The 13,888-nt window shown below is 70.2% G+C and carries 13 protein-coding genes; 5 read left to right on the top strand and 8 right to left on the bottom strand.

The features are described 5' to 3' along the window. Positions 1-99 precede the first annotated feature (99 nt). Both AC16DP_RS09975 and AC16DP_RS09980 read right to left on the bottom strand, forming a co-directional pair. Positions 100-4,215 carry an MG2 domain-containing protein gene (locus AC16DP_RS09975; protein ID WP_329731034.1) on the bottom strand — a complete coding sequence of 1,372 codons (4,116 nt, stop codon included), beginning with the start codon at positions 4,213-4,215 and terminating at the stop codon, positions 100-102. A 66-nt stretch (positions 4,216-4,281) separates the two neighbouring features. After that, positions 4,282-4,650 carry an ATP-binding protein gene (locus AC16DP_RS09980; RefSeq protein WP_329731035.1) on the bottom strand — a complete coding sequence of 123 codons (369 nt, stop codon included), beginning with the start codon at positions 4,648-4,650 and terminating at the stop codon, positions 4,282-4,284. 47 nt (positions 4,651-4,697) lie between these two features. Here AC16DP_RS09980 and AC16DP_RS09985 point away from each other — a divergent pair, with 47 nt between their 5' ends. The 3 genes from AC16DP_RS09985 to AC16DP_RS09995 all read left to right on the top strand — a co-directional run bounded on the left by AC16DP_RS09985 (position 4,698) and on the right by AC16DP_RS09995 (position 6,682). Then, positions 4,698-5,585, top strand: a complete 888-nt coding sequence (locus AC16DP_RS09985) for an RNA polymerase factor sigma-32 (RefSeq protein ID WP_329731036.1) — start codon at positions 4,698-4,700, stop codon at positions 5,583-5,585. Between the two features lie 85 nt (positions 5,586-5,670). Further along, entirely contained in the window at positions 5,671-6,339 is a 669-nt protein-coding gene (locus AC16DP_RS09990; RefSeq protein WP_329731037.1) for a spermidine synthase, read from the top strand. A gap of 139 nt (positions 6,340-6,478) precedes the next feature. After that, positions 6,479-6,682, top strand: coding sequence for a cold-shock protein (locus tag AC16DP_RS09995; protein WP_043433126.1), 204 nt, complete (start codon positions 6,479-6,481; stop codon positions 6,680-6,682). Positions 6,683-6,772: 90 nt separating this feature from the next. Here AC16DP_RS09995 and AC16DP_RS10000 read toward each other — a convergent pair whose 3' ends face one another. Then, positions 6,773-8,251, bottom strand: coding sequence for an amidase (locus AC16DP_RS10000; protein WP_329731038.1), 1,479 nt, complete (start codon positions 8,249-8,251; stop codon positions 6,773-6,775). 22 nt (positions 8,252-8,273) lie between these two features. Between AC16DP_RS10000 and AC16DP_RS10005 the strand changes: the two genes are divergently transcribed. Further along, positions 8,274-8,714: an EVE domain-containing protein gene (locus tag AC16DP_RS10005; protein ID WP_329731039.1), complete on the top strand. Its 441-nt coding sequence runs from the start codon at positions 8,274-8,276 to the stop codon at positions 8,712-8,714. A 78-nt stretch (positions 8,715-8,792) separates the two neighbouring features. Then, positions 8,793-9,740, top strand: a complete 948-nt coding sequence (locus tag AC16DP_RS10010; protein WP_329731040.1) for a hypothetical protein — start codon at positions 8,793-8,795, stop codon at positions 9,738-9,740. A gap of 123 nt (positions 9,741-9,863) precedes the next feature. Here the strand turns inward: AC16DP_RS10010 and AC16DP_RS10015 are convergent, their stop codons facing one another. The 5 genes from AC16DP_RS10015 to AC16DP_RS10035 form a co-directional block, all read right to left on the bottom strand. Continuing rightward, entirely contained in the window at positions 9,864-10,472 is a 609-nt protein-coding gene (locus AC16DP_RS10015) for a hypothetical protein (protein ID WP_047858431.1), read from the bottom strand. 48 nt (positions 10,473-10,520) lie between these two features. Then, positions 10,521-11,975: an amino acid permease gene (locus tag AC16DP_RS10020; RefSeq protein WP_329731041.1), complete on the bottom strand. Its 1,455-nt coding sequence runs from the start codon at positions 11,973-11,975 to the stop codon at positions 10,521-10,523. Between the two features lie 85 nt (positions 11,976-12,060). After that, complete coding sequence (locus AC16DP_RS10025) at positions 12,061-12,660, bottom strand: periplasmic heavy metal sensor (protein ID WP_329731042.1); 600 nt, start codon at positions 12,658-12,660, stop codon at positions 12,061-12,063. Positions 12,661-12,710: 50 nt separating this feature from the next. Beyond that, a complete protein-coding gene (locus AC16DP_RS10030) occupies positions 12,711-13,283 on the bottom strand; it encodes a hypothetical protein (RefSeq protein ID WP_329731043.1) in 573 nt (190 codons plus the stop codon). Further along, complete coding sequence (locus tag AC16DP_RS10035; protein WP_329731044.1) at positions 13,280-13,837, bottom strand: RNA polymerase sigma factor; 558 nt, start codon at positions 13,835-13,837, stop codon at positions 13,280-13,282. The genes AC16DP_RS10030 and AC16DP_RS10035 overlap by 4 nt, the downstream gene beginning before the upstream one ends. Between the last annotated feature and the right edge of the window lie 51 nt (positions 13,838-13,888).

Consider the following 13,888-nt stretch of genomic DNA (forward strand, 5'->3'; position numbering starts at 1 on the left):
ATGCGTCAGGTAGACACGCGAGGAGTCCGAATCAAGGAGGGGGACGCACCGGATGTCCGGGTCCTGGCAGGTGTGAAGGCCTGCCCGGCCGGGAAGCACTCACTGCTTCGGAGCGATGGACACCTTCAGGCCGTCGCGCCAGACCTTGTGATTGTCCGCGTAGTAGAGGTACGCGCGGCTCGCCGGACCCGTGTAGGTACCCGGCACCGCCGCGATGAGCGACAGCGGCACCTCCAGCGTCTTCCGCGGCTCCATGCCCCGCCAGTAGAGGACGACGTCGCGGCCGATGACCTCGTAGGCGTCCACCGTGTGCTTCTTCACCAGCTCCTTGAGCTGGTCATGCCGGACCTCGAGCCCTCCCGGCACGCCGAAGATCGCCACCGTGGTGGACAGCTTCTCGTCGCTCCGGTTCGTCACCCGGACGCGCGCCTCGGTGGGCTCGCCCTCGGACAGGGAGTTCTTCGCCAGCGCCACCTCCAGGTCCACCCGGGTGTCCGGCGAGCTGGCCGGCACCAAGGCGTTGTAGGTGACCTCGATCGAATAGGGCAGCTCCGAGCCGCCTTCCATCCGCAGCTCGATCTTCCGCTCGCCCGCGCTGAGCAGCTCGGACACGTCCGGCAGCTTGAGCGCCTCCTGCGTCTTGCCATCGAACTTCACGGCGCTGCCCACGGGCCGGCCGTCCACATAGACGCGGACCGAGCCCGGCGCCCGCTTCGCCGAGCGCACCTGGTCGTAGGCGACGATGGCTCGCAGCGCGAGCACCGTGCTCTGGGTCGAGCCGTAGCGGCCTCCCTCGCACGAGTCCGCCAGGAAGCGCATCGAGCGCTCCACGTTCACCAGATGAGCAGGCTCCCTCAGCCAGGCCAGCACCGCCAGCGCGGTGGTCTCGATCTCGAGCGTCTCGCCCGAGCTGCCAACGATCGACTGCGTGCCCCCCTCCACCACCCCGGTCTTCCCCTGTTTCGCGGCGAGCCGCTCCATCAGCTTGCGGGCCTCGGCCCCCTCCCCCGCGAGCTTCATCACGTTCGCGGCGAGTGCGAGCACGTAGCTGTTCTTGCTCTGGGTGGCGGCCGCCTTCAACGCGCCCACCTCCTTGGCCAGCTCACGCGCCTGCTCCGCCGGCTTGTCCGCGCTCTCCAGCAGGGCCCAGAGGATGTAGGCATTGGAGGTGTCGGGGTCCTCGATCCAGGTGTGCAGCGCGCGCCGCTTCCGCTCGAAGCCGCCCTTGCCATCGCGCTGCTTGAGCAGCCAGGCCCGCGTGCGCTCGAGCATCGCGGCGTCCACGTCCCGCACCTGCTTCATGTCGCTGAAGTGCATCAACCCGAACGCCGTGAGCGCCTCGTGGCCCGGATTCTCTCCGAACCACTCGTAGCCCTTCTCCGGGCACTCGAAGCCCACCAGCCGCTTGTAGCCCGTCTCCAGCTTCTCGCGCGCCGACGCCACCAGCTCGGGGCTCACCCCGCTGTGCGTCTGGAAGTACTGCTGCGCCATCGTCATCGGATAGGTGGTCGAGCTCGTCTGCTCGAAGCAGCCGGAGGGCTCCTGGATGAGCCGCGCCAGCGACTCGGTCATGTTGGCCAGGGGCGAGGGGTACACCGCGATGGAGGACTTCACGCTGCCGCGCACGAGGTTGGCCGGCAGCGTCACCGCGTGCACCACCGGCTGCCGTGACGACAACAGCCCGCCGAACGAGGCATGGATGGGGAAGCCATTGGGCTTGATGCTCAGCGTGCGCTTCACCGTGTCCACGTAGTTGCCCGCGCTCGCCGTGAGCGACACCTCCACGGGCCGGGACTGGGAACCGACCTTCAGCTCCAGGATGCGCCGGGCCCGCTCGTTCGCGGCCAGGTTCACCCCGCTGAAGGAGGACGCCTTCACGTCACCGCGCAGGTCCACCTTCACCGCCGCCCCCTGGAGCGCCGTGGACGTGCCATTCACCAGCGCCAGCGGCAGGTGGATCACATCCCCGGACGTCACCTCGAGCGGCAGCTTGGGCTCGACATAGAAGGGCTGCACCGACTCGATCGTGGCCACCGCCGAGCCGAGCGCGCCATCGTCCCCCACGCCGCCCGCGAACGCCTTGAAGCTGGTGACCGAGTCGTTCAGGCCAAACGAGACGCGGACCTCTCCCGTCTTCGCATCCGTGCGCACGCCCGCGTTCCAGAAGAGCGTCTCGGTGAAGTCCATGCGGTCCCCCGGCTCGCGCCCGGGCCGCACCGTGTGGGCGTACTCGCGGAAATAGACCCTGACCTCTTCGTCCTGGGTCATTTCCCGCATGAGCACCTCCGCTGGCATGTCCCTGTCCGCGGCGATCGCCTGTTTCCGCGGGGCTTCCTTCCTGGCCCCGCGCTCCGCCTCCACCCTGCCCCTGGGCGCCACGGGTTTCGCGGCAACGGCCGCGGGCGGCGGAGCCTTCACGGGCGCGGGAGCCGGCACGGCCTTGGCAACCGGCGCGGCCTGGGGCACCCCCGCGGCCTGGGGCACCAGGGCGCGCATGCGGGGCGGCCCTCCGGCCATCACCCCGGCGGGGGCCGCCTCGAAAACCGGCTCCGGTTGCGGCAGTGGCACCCGGACGGCGAGCGCGCGCCGGGCCAGATCTCCATGCTGGGCCACGAACTGCTCGGCGTCCGCCAGCGCGAACCGCCGCCAGCCCTGGGTGCCCAGCAGCAGATCCACCGCCAGCTTCGCCTTGGGGTTCTTCTCGTCGAAGTAGATCTGGGCGTCGGCCAGCTCCCGCACCTCGGGCTCGAGCAGCACCATCACCGGCAGCTGGGGCGCCTGATCCCGCTTCTCGATGAGCTCCAGCACCGCGTCGTCCGTGACGGTGAGCATCACCAGGGCCGGCACCGGCTTGCCTCCGCGCGTCGTCCGGGCGGTGAGCTCCACCCGGTCGCCCGGCACGTAGCGCGGCTTGTTCGCCTTCAACTCGATGGACAGGGCCTTCGCGGGCTGGCGGAACACCAGCCGCTCCGCGAGCGGACGGCCGTCGGCGTCCCACACCGTGGCGATGAGCACCCCGTCCGCGTCCTTCGGGTTGAGGATGACCTTCTCGTTCGGATCCACCACGGACGAGGCCAGCTCCACCTCCCGCTGGCTCAGGGTCAGCTTCGCCTGCTTCACCCCCGACAGCCCCACGGTGAGCACCACGGGCTGTCCGGCGGGGATGACGTCCTCGCTCGCACGCAGCACGGCGCCCCGGGCCTTCACCTCGGGCAGCGGGAAGGGCGTGCGGATGCCCGAGGGCTCGTCGATGCGCAGCGCGTACTTCACACCGGCCTTCGGGGTCAGCTCGAAGCGGCCCCGGCCCTCGTGCTCCGAGCGCACCCGCGCCACCACCTCGCCCGTGGCCAGGTTGATCACCGCGCCGGACAGGTCCGCGGGCTCGTGCGCGGGCGTCAGCGCCTGGAAGTAGACGCGCGAGGGCAGCCCCGCCACCAGGTCACCGCCCTCCGGATACACGGTGAGATCGAGCGTCCGCAGCAGGATGGGGATCGTCTTGGCCGCCGTCTCGACCACCCCGCCGTCCTCGATGGCGAAGGCGAGCGAGCCCTCGCCCCGTTCGATCCGGCCAGGCAGCTTGAAGCTGACGGTGCACAACCCCCGCGCGTCGACCACGCCCGTCACCTGCGCCGCGGTGACGCCATCCACCAGGGCGGTGGCGGTGACCCGGGCGCCCGAGGGAATGCCCCCCTCGGCCCGCTTCACGTCGAGCGTGGCGGTGACCGTGTCCCCCGGTCCGTAACCATCACGGAGGAACTCGATCTGCGACTTGAGCCGGGGCGCCCGATAGGCCCGGACGTCGAACTTGCGCTCGGCGGGGGCCTCGCCCGTATGGGGATAGGAGACGCTCAGCGTGTACTCGCCCCCGGCCATGTCCTCCGGAACGGTCCAGGAGTAGCCCCAGACCGAGTGCTCGCTCACCACCTGCGAGGAGGTGACGACATCCCCCTTGGGACCCCGGATCTCCACGTGGGCCAGTACCTGGTTGGCGAGGGGGGTATGACCCTGGGCCTCGAGCACGAGCCCTCGCGCCATCACCTGCTCACCGGGCCGGTAGAGGGGCTTGTCGGTGCTGATGAAGGTCAGTTGCCGGCCGGGCCCGCCGAGTGAACCCGTGTCCGCCCGGGCGGCCAGGATCTGCTGATGGACGGGGGGAAGGACGAGGCCCACGGTGAGGAGGGCGAGGAGGGCGCGTGGGACGACGTGTTCGAGCATGGATTTCCCTGGACCCGAGAATAGGAGCCCACGGGGAACGGCCGTGCACGTCGAAAGTTCTGGGGTTCAGGCCACGGAGTGACGCCCGGGCGCCATGGGGCGCGGCTCCTCGGAGAGCGTTCCTCCCAGCCCCCGGACGATGTCGTGGCTGATGGACAGCCCCAGGCCCGTCCCCTCTCCCACCGGCCTGGTGGTGAAGAAGGGCTCGAAGATGCGCTCGAGGTTCTCCACGGGAATCCCGCAGCCGCCTACCCGAGGGCAGGAGGTGGGCCTCCGTACGTCCAGGTGGGGCCCGAAAAAACCTCCAAAACCGGCCCTGTAAATACGACAGGGTTCCGCCCTAGGCACGATGGGCTCGCGATGCAACCCCGCGCATTCACTGAGGAACGGTGCCAGTTGGCGGCTGGCATCCCCGTTGCTCTTGGCAATGGGCACGAAGTCGCAGCGCGAAGCTCAACGTCCTCCATCCCCCGAGAGACTCCATGCAGGCCTCCCACTCCCTCTCCTCCGCCGAAACCCTCACCACGTACCTCTCGGACATCAGCCAGTACCCGCTGCTGACCGTGCAGCAGGAGCAGACGCTGGCCCGGAACTTCCGCTCGGGCGACCTGTCCGCCGGCCACCGCCTGGTGACGAGCAACCTGCGGTTCGTGATGAAGGTGGCCTACGAGTACCGCTCCTACGGCATCAAGATGTCCGACCTCATCCAGGAGGGGAACATCGGCCTGATGAAGGCGGTGCAGAAGTTCGATCCGGACAAGGGCATCCGCCTCATCTCCTACGCGGTGTGGTGGATCCGCGCGTACATCCAGAACTACATCCTGAAGAACTGGTCGCTGGTGAAGCTCGGCACCACGCAGGCGCAGCGCCGGCTGTTCTTCAGCCTGGCCCGCACGCGCCGCGAGCTGGAGAAGCTGGGCTCGGGGGATGGCGCCATCGTGGACGCCGAGGAGATCGCCCGGAAGCTCAACGTGAAGGCCTCCGAGGTACGCGAGATGGAGCAGCGCATGGGCGGCCGTGACTTGTCCCTGGACGCCCCCGTGGGCGAGGAGGGCGACGCCACGCACCTGGACTTCGTGGAGTCCGAGTCCGCCTCCCAGGTGGACGAGGTGGCCGACCGGCAGCAGGCGCAGATGACCCGCGAGCGCATCCGCATGGCCCTGCAGCGGCTGGATCCGCGCGAGCGCTTCATCATCGAGAACCGGGTGATGGGCGACGCGGAGATGACGCTGAGCGAGCTGGGCGAGCACTTCGGCTTCTCGCGCGAGCGCGCCCGCCAGCTGGAGATCCGCGCCAAGGACAAGCTCAAGGCCGAGCTGGCCTCGCTGATGGCCGAGGTGGGCCAGGACGAGTCGGCCGAGGCCCGCTAGGGGGCGGCGGACCCTCACCCTCTCCCTCACCCAGGGGGAGAGGGGACCTCCACGCTGCCTCGGGAACGCGTAAGGTAGCGGGACGATGAAGCCGTGGAAGGTGATTGATCGGGCGCCCGCGCCGGGCGGCGGAGAGCTGGTGCTGCACCAACGGGGCGAGGAGTTCGCCATCCGGGTGAATGGCCGCGAGCTCATGTCCAGCCGCCAGCACGGCTCCGAGGAGAAGATGGCCGAGGTGGCCTGCACGGGCCTCGGCGGCAAGCGGCCCCGGGTGCTCGTGGGAGGCCTGGGGCTGGGCTACACCGTCCGGGCCACGCTGGAGCGGCTCCCCCCGGGAGCCGAGGTGGTGGTCTCGGAGCTGGTCCCCGCCGTCGTCACGTGGAACCTGGGTGTCCTCGGACCCCTGGCCGGACGGCCGCTGGAGGATCCCCGGGTGAAGGTGGAGACACGCGACGTGGGGGAGCTGCTCCGCCAGGCGGAGGGGCACTATGACGCGGTCCTTCTGGACGTGGACAACGGCCCCGAGGCGCTCACCCAGGAGGAGAACCGCTGGCTCTACGGCGAGCGGGGGCTGGCCTCCATCCGGCGCGCCCTCAAGCCCCGGGGCGTGCTGGTGGTGTGGTCCGCCTCACCGGACGGGGCCTTCGTCACGCGGCTGAAACGGGCCGGGTTCGCCACGGACGTCGTGGAAACCCCGGCACGAGGCAAGGGCGGTGGGCCGCTCCATACGCTCTTCATCGGACGTTCCGGGTGACTCCCCGACACTTTTCGCCAAGAAATGAAAGGGGGGACTTCCTTTGTTCCCTCAAAGCTGCCAGATAGGGGCCTCCGATCGCACAGAGCGGCGGAGATCCGGCGCATTCCACCGCGTCGGACGAGAAAGAAGACAAGTAATGGCGACTGGTACTGTGAAGTGGTTCAACGACGCGAAGGGCTTCGGTTTCATCACGCAGGAGGGCGGTGGCGAGGATCTGTTCTGCCACCACACCGCCATCCAGACCGAGGGCTTCCGCACCCTGGCCGAGGGCCAGCGCGTTGAGTTCGACGTCGCCCGCGGCCCCAAGGGCCTGCAGGCGCAGAACGTGCGCCCCATCTGATGGGGACCTGAGCCACTTCGCTCGACGATAGAGGCTCGATCCAGGGCCTGCCTCCCAACCTCGGGGGCAGGCCCTTGGTGTTTCTGGAGGTCAGGACGGCTTGCGGCCGGCCCACGGGCGCGCCTGCTCGAGCTGCGAGGCGAGGCGGAACAGCGTGGCCTCGTCCCCGAAGCGCGCGGCGAACTGCACGCCCACCGGCAGTCCGGCGGCATTCCAGTAGAGCGGCACGGACATGGCCGGCTGCCCCGTCTGGTTGAAGAGCTGCGTGTTGGGCGTCCGCTCCAGGGAGTTGGCGGCGAGCACGTCCAGCAGCTTGAGGAACACGGGCTTGAGCGGGAGCCTGCGCAGCATGGCCATCGCCGCGAGCTCGGCGGGCTTGGGCGCCAGCTCGCCAATGCGCACCGGCGGGTACGCGAGCGTCGCGTCCAGGAAGAGATCGTACCGCTCGTGGAAGGCCGCCATCATCCGGCCGGCCCGGTGCATGGTGTTGCGCGCCCGCTGCAGGTCCGCCGCGGTGAGGATGCCGCCGAGCTGCACCAGCGCCCAGGTGGAGGGCTCGACGTCGTCCGCCGTCACGGGCTTGCCGGTCGCCCGGGCGATCTCGTCCATCTGCACCGTGGTGTTGGCCGCGACGTTCACCAGGTACGAGCGCACCAGCTCCTCGCGATCGAATTTGGGCGCGTCCTCGACGAGCTCGTGGCCCAGCTCCTGGCAGAGCTTCACCGCGTCCTGGACGGCAGCCTTGCAGTCCGGGTGCACGTGCTTGCCGTAGAGCGAGGCGGTGGAGAAGGCGATGCGCAGGCGGCCGGGCGGCGTGCCCACCTCCTGGAGGAAGGGCCGCGCGGGGGGAAGTACCGCATAGGGCGCGCCCAGGTCCGGCCCCTGGGTCGCATCGAGCATCGCGGCGCTGTCCCGCACGCTCCGGGTCAGCACGTGCTGCTGGACGAAGCCACCCCACCCCTCCCCCACGTCGGGGCCCAGTGGGTTGCGGGCGCGGGTCGGCTTGAGCCCGAAGAGGCCGCACGCGGACGCGGGGATGCGGATGGAGCCACCGCCATCGCCGCCGTGCGCCATGGGCACCACCCGGGCCGCCACGCACGCCGCCGAGCCTCCGCTGGAGCCGCCCGGCGTGTGCTCGGGGTTCCACGGGTTGCGCGTGGGCCCGTTGAGCACCGTCTCGGTGACACCGAGGATGCCCAGCTCGGGCGTGGCCGTCTTGCCCACGATGACGACGCCCGCGCGGCGGAAGCGCGCCATGAGCTCCGCGTCGTGGTCCGGGACGAAGCCCACCAGTGCCCGGCACCCGCCCGCGTAGGGCTCGTTCGCCAGATAGCCGTCCAGGTCCTTCACCAGGAAGGGCACCCCGGAGAAGGGCCCCTGGGGCAGCGGGCCCGCGGCGGCCTTGCGCGCCTGGTCGTACATCTTGTGGACCACGGCGTTGAGCTTCGGGTTGACGGCTTCGATGCGCGAGATGGCTTCTTCCACCAGCTCGATGGGTTGGAGCTCCTTCTCGCGGACCCGCTCGGCGAGCGCCGTGGCGTCGAGTGCGTCGTATCCCTGAATGGCCATGGGCCTGCTATCTAGCACCGCCATGGCGAAACCCCAGTACTGGCTGATCAAGAGCGAGCCCTCCGTCTACGCCTACGCCCAGCTGGAGAAGGACGGCAGGACGGAGTGGACGGGCGTGCGCAGCTTCGAGGCGCGCAACAACCTCCGGGCCATGAAGCCCGGGGACCTGTGCCTCTACTACCACTCGAACGAGGGCAAGGCCGTGGTGGCCGTGGCCCGCGTGCTCTCCGGGCCCACCGAGGACCCCACCGCCCCCGGCGAGGACTGGGCCTCCGTCGTGGTGGGCCCCGTGGCCGCCCTGAAGGAGCCCGTGACGCTCGCCACCGTCAAGGCCACCCGCGATTTGAAGGAGTTCCCCCTCATCACCCGGAGCCGCTTGAGCGTGGCCCCCGTGACGCCCGAGCACTTCCAGCGCATCCTGGAGCTGGGCGGGACGAAGCTGCCCAGGGCCCGCGCCTCCTGAGCCGGCCCGCTGTCGCGCAGGAAGCAGGTGCTCCCCGGGACCCACGCGCCTCCGCGTGCACCGCGCTACGGTGCTCGCATGGCTGATGGTCCCGCAGAGTCCGCTCCCCCGAGCTCCGATGCCGCCCTCGAGCCCTCGGATCCGCTCTCCGCGCTCAACATGGCCTTCCGCGAGGCCTATGCGTCCCGCCGGGATGCCATCCTCGCCAGCATGGGCCCGGTCATCGCCCAGATCGATGACCTGCTCATCCTCCGGCGCGGCGGGCAGCGCCTCGTCGGGCCCGCGCGCACCCGGCGCTACCACGAGCTCAAGGTGGTCGCCCACGTTCCCCTCGCCCTTCATGTGCTGCTCTCGGGCCGGCGTGGTGGGGTGGACCCGGCTACGCGGGAGCGGCTCGCTGGGATACAGCGGATCATCTCCGCCGCCCTGGAGGGTCTCGAGCGCCGTGGGTTCACCCAGGAGCAGAGCGCACGCCAGCGCCGCGTCCTCGAGGCCTCGGCCGCGATTCTCGAACAGGTGCTCTCCGCGGGCGGTGTCTCGGCCGAGGCGCTCTCCGCCTATACCCGCGCCCAGGTCCCCGACATCCTCCGCAATGCCGAGGACGCCGCCCGCGATCAGATCGAGACCATGCACGCCACCATCGAGGCCTGGAAACAGCAGATGACCCCGGAGGAGCTCGCCCGGCTTCGCGCCGTGGTCGCCGTGTCTCACACCGCTCGCCCCGGGAACGTGGCCCTTCAGTACTTCTCCGTCACCCTCGGCGAGACCTGGGAGGGCCGCTTCGACCAGGAGGACCTCCAGCCCGGCAAGCGTGTGCTGGCCTCCGAGACCTCCTTCGACGAGGGCGCCGCCTTCGCGCTCCTCGCCACCCACGTGCTCGATACCTCCGTGGGGTCCCGGTTCTTCGGCGAGGAGATCCGGCTCGAGCGGGATCTGCTCGCGGATGCCGCGGAACGGATCCTCGCACGGATGTTCCACAAGGACCCGGAGCCTCCGGCTACTCCCGATACACCGGCCCCCGGGTGACAGGTTCAACCCGGGGTCCGGATACCCTCACCCCGTCCCTCTCCCGGGGGGAGAGGGGAAATTGAGGGGAGATGGGCGTGGTGTGAACGGGGTTGGTGCGGACGATGGGTGCTGGAAATGGGCTCAGGCATTCGCCGAGTGCAGCTTCTGCTGCAACAGGTTCGCCCGGTTGCGCGCCGACAACAGTTGCTGACGCAGGGACTCGGCATCGCGCGACACGTCGATGAAGTCCTGCGCCTCCGCGTCGCTCGCCAGCTTCCCCGCTCCCTCCGCCACCTCCGTCATCCGCTCGTTCACCGCCTGCAACGAGGCGATGACCTCCTCCGTCTTCATCGCCTGCCCCTGCTGCGTCATCCCCGCCACCTGGTGCATCTGCGAGCTCAACGACGCCGCCTGCTGCCCCAGCTCGCCGAAACGCTCCATCAGCGTCTGGTACACCTTCGTGCGCTCCTGCAGCTCCAGCGCCCGCTCGTTCACCTCGGCCGCCAACGTCTGCTGCCGATCCCTCCACCCGTTCAGCACCCCCAGCAGCGTGCGCATGTGCCCCACCATCCGCTCGTCGCAGTCCGCCACCTGGGTCAGCAGCTTCCCCATCTTCTCCAGGTTCTTCTGCGACTTCATCGTCCCCGTGCGCACTTCCTCCGCCAGTGACTCGAACTTGCGCAGCTCCTCCTCGATGGACGCCGCGGCACTGACCAGCTCGGAGGACTCGGATTGCTGCCGCTTGCTCATACGTGTGCCACTCCAGAAGAAGGGACGTCTCTCGCGTCCTAGCAGATCTCACTTCCCGGAACCCGCCTGGACTGGTGCCGGCGCCAGCAACGTCACCTTCGGCCCCACGAACGTGTGCCGCTGCGATGCCGCCCAGTAGACAATCAGCAGGCCCAGCGCGCCCGCGAAGGTGTACCCCGCCAGCGCGTTGGGCGGCAGGATGAAGAGCACCATCACCACCGCGCTCCAGCCGAGCGCCACCCCGTTCACCAGCGGCGAGAAGCGTCCCAGGTCCCACGGTCCCCGGTGCGCCCACGCCCCGTTGCGCCTCGCCCGCCAGCCCACCCAGATGGGCAGCGCGTACGACGCATAGAGCGCCAGCGTGCTCAGTGCCACCATGGCCGCGTAGGCCCCGCTCCAGATCGCCACCCCGAAGGCCGCCGCCACCGACACCCAGATGGCCACATGCGGGCTGCGGAAGCGCGGAGACACCCGCGCCAGGTGCGTCGAGCCCGGCAATCCCCCGTCCCGCGCGAACGCGAACAGCATCCGCGAGTTGGACGTCACCGAGGACAGTCCGCAGAACCACATGGCCCCGATCGCGATCCACACCAGCGCCCCGCCCAACGCCGGCCCGAGCGACTCGCGCAGCACGTACAGGAAGGGGTTGGGCGCCGCGGCCGCCGCCGGCAGGTTTCCAATGGCCAGCGTCACCCCCACCAGCAGCGCGTAGCCCACCACCGCGCTCACCGCCACCGACAGGAAGATGCCCCAGGGCGCGTTGCGCGTCGGATCCACCGTCTCCTCCGACACGTGGGCGCTCGCGTCATAGCCGGTGAACGTCCACTGCGCCTGCAACAGGCCGATCAGGAAACCGTACGTGTAGACGTTGGGCTCGGAGGTGAAGCGGGTGAGCAGGAAGGCCGCGTCCTGCCGGGGCGCGAAGGCCACCAGCGCGCCGATCACCACCGCCACGCCCGCCACGTGGTACCAGGCCGACAGATTGTTGAGCAGCGCCACCGCGCGCACGCCCACGTGGTTGAGCACCGCGTGCGACAGCAGGATGGCCGCGTAGAGCGGCAGCACATAGCCCCGCTCCCGCGGCATCCCGAGCATGTCCGCCAGGAACTCCGCCAGCCCGAAGTCGATGCCCGCGGTGATGGCGAACTGGCCCATCGTGTTCAGCCACGCCGTGAAGAAGCCCACCCGCGGGCCGCCCAGCATCGCCGACCAGTGGTACAGCGCCCCCGCCGTGGGGAACGAGGAGGCGAGCTGCGCGAGGCTCGCCGCCACCGTCAGCGTCATCACCGCCACCAACGGCCACCCCACCGCCATGACGAACGGCCCGCCAAAGCGCAGGCCATGGCCATAGAGCGTCACCGCCCCGGTGAGGATGGAGATGATGGAGAAGGAGACGGCGAAGTTGGAGAAGCCACCCATGTCACGCAGCAGTTGCTGCGCGTACCCCAACCGCTGGAGCTGGGCCGCATCCGCGTCCAACTGGTGCTTCTTGTCGGCGTCCATGCCCGGCACCATGAACACTCGGCCGGGAGATGGAAGGGGACGCCGGTGCGGAGTGTGGGCTCGTCGGCACTCCGGGGAGGCGGACCTACCGCTTGCGCTCCTGGGGCTCCTGCCCGGGGGGCACGGGAGCGCCCGGCGGGCCACCCCGCGGATCCTCGATGCGCCGCAAGACGTGGACCCGGCGCGGGAAGCCTCCCATGCTCAGACTCCCCATCTCCGCCTCCAGCTTCTGCCAGTTGTCGGGGCCCAGCGCCTTCTTGATGGCCACCATCAGGCCCACCCGGTTCTGCCGCACCGCCGTCTCCGCCCGGCCCACCTTCTCCACCAGGTCCTTCACGCTCCCCTCGTTCGGGGCGGGCTGACGCAGCTCCTTCTCCAGCGCGAGCTGCGCCCGCTTGAGATCCGCCTCCAGGCCGATCAGTGCGTCATTGGCCTCGAAGCTCAGGTCCTGCACCTTCTGCACGAGGGTCTGCGGCAGGCCGATCCTCGCCGCCACCTCCGGCGGAATCCCGAAGGAGGGCGGCCCCATGGGGGGCTCGGGAGGCATCGGCGGCATCGGAGGCCGGGGCGGCATCGGCGCGGCGCCCGGCCCGTGCATCCGGACGCGCACGTCCTCCTCCTTGTCCTGCGCCAGCGAGGGGACCGCGGTGAGGACCACGAGGGCACACAGCAGCTTCTTCATCATGGCTCTGCTCCTTTGTTGCGCATGGCCCTCTCCCAGGGGGAGAGGGGAGATCACCGGGACACCTCGAGGACCGCGAGGGCCGTCTGGAAGGGCTCCGAGTCGAGCGCCGTGACATCCGGCGGGCGCACCCACGCGGCCAGCGCTCCGAAGGGCGCGTACGCCTCGTCCTCGACGCTCGGGTTGGTGCGCGTGTAGCCGTGCACCTCGTCGACCAGCACCTCGAGCGAGACGACCTCGCTCCCCTGCCCCACCGGTGCCTCGGCCACGGGCTCCCCGGCCCGCAGGGAGCCCTCGACGGGGCCTCCCACCACCGGCTCGTTCTCGACGCTCACCGGCGTCCGCACCCGGGGCGAGACAAGGAGCACCAGGGCCACCACGGCGGCCGTGGCGGTGCCGCTGGCCACCCTGCGGCGGCGATGCTGGCGGCGGCGTACCTCGCCGAGGATCGCCTCGCGAGGAATCCGGGCGGGGACCGGCGGGTCCGGCAGACGCAGCGAGTTGGCGGAGGCGTGGAGGCCGGCGAGCGCGCGGCACGCGGCGCACTGCTCCAGGTGGGCCTGGAAGCCGGGAGGCCTGGGCAGGCGCTCGTCCACGAGGGCCGCGGCGAAGTCCTGGCAGCTCATGGGGTGTCTCCTTGGAATTGGAGCGCGTCAGCGGCCTTGAGCTTCTGCAACGCGCGGTAGAGGTGGATGCGGACGGTGCCCCGGCCGATGTTCATGGCATCGGCGATGGCATCGAGGTCGAGCCCCTCCAGGTAACGCAGGGAGAAGGCCGTGGCCTGCTGGGCCGGGAGCGTGCGCAGGGCCCGGCCGAAGGCGCGCCAGCGCTCGGCACCGGCGAAGCGCTCCTCGGGTGAAGGCTGTGGAGCGGGCCCCAGGTCCAGCACCTCGCGCACCACGTTCCACACCCGGCGGCGGCGCAGCAGCCCCATGGCCCGCGAGACGAGGATGCGCCGCAGCCAGGCCGGACCGGCCTTCGGATCCTTCAGGGTGTGGCGCTTCTCGTAGGCATCGGCGAGGGCGGACTGGACCAGGTCCCTCGCCTCCTCCCCGTCCCAGACGAGCCGCCGCGCCAGGCGCAGGAGGGCCGCCTGCTCCCCCTCCACGAGCACGTCGAAGTCGAGGGGGCTGCCCCTCGCTTCCATCGGCGTCTCGTCCATGACGGCGGTGCCCTTCAAGGTTGGACCTCGTTGCCCGGTTTCCAGGAAGGAGGACGCACGAGGCGCCCG

The organism is Archangium sp., assembly GCF_057119385.1.

What these genes read in the sequence shown, in the direction of transcription:
- AC16DP_RS10020 (WP_329731041.1), bottom strand. Translation starts at nt 11,975, where the DNA reads ATGGACGCCGACAAGAAGCACCAGTTGGACGCGGATGCGGCCCAGCTC.
- AC16DP_RS10025 (WP_329731042.1), bottom strand. Translation starts at nt 12,660, where the DNA reads ATGATGAAGAAGCTGCTGTGTGCCCTCGTGGTCCTCACCGCGGTCCCC.
- AC16DP_RS10005 (WP_329731039.1), top strand. Translation starts at nt 8,274, where the DNA reads ATGGCGAAACCCCAGTACTGGCTGATCAAGAGCGAGCCCTCCGTCTAC.
- AC16DP_RS10000 (WP_329731038.1), bottom strand. Translation starts at nt 8,251, where the DNA reads ATGGCCATTCAGGGATACGACGCACTCGACGCCACGGCGCTCGCCGAG.
- AC16DP_RS09975 (WP_329731034.1), bottom strand. Translation starts at nt 4,215, where the DNA reads ATGCTCGAACACGTCGTCCCACGCGCCCTCCTCGCCCTCCTCACCGTG.
- AC16DP_RS10030 (WP_329731043.1), bottom strand. Translation starts at nt 13,283, where the DNA reads ATGAGCTGCCAGGACTTCGCCGCGGCCCTCGTGGACGAGCGCCTGCCC.
- AC16DP_RS10015 (WP_047858431.1), bottom strand. Translation starts at nt 10,472, where the DNA reads ATGAGCAAGCGGCAGCAATCCGAGTCCTCCGAGCTGGTCAGTGCCGCG.
- AC16DP_RS09990 (WP_329731037.1), top strand. Translation starts at nt 5,671, where the DNA reads ATGAAGCCGTGGAAGGTGATTGATCGGGCGCCCGCGCCGGGCGGCGGA.
- AC16DP_RS10010 (WP_329731040.1), top strand. Translation starts at nt 8,793, where the DNA reads ATGGCTGATGGTCCCGCAGAGTCCGCTCCCCCGAGCTCCGATGCCGCC.
- AC16DP_RS09995 (WP_043433126.1), top strand. Translation starts at nt 6,479, where the DNA reads ATGGCGACTGGTACTGTGAAGTGGTTCAACGACGCGAAGGGCTTCGGT.
- AC16DP_RS09985 (WP_329731036.1), top strand. Translation starts at nt 4,698, where the DNA reads ATGCAGGCCTCCCACTCCCTCTCCTCCGCCGAAACCCTCACCACGTAC.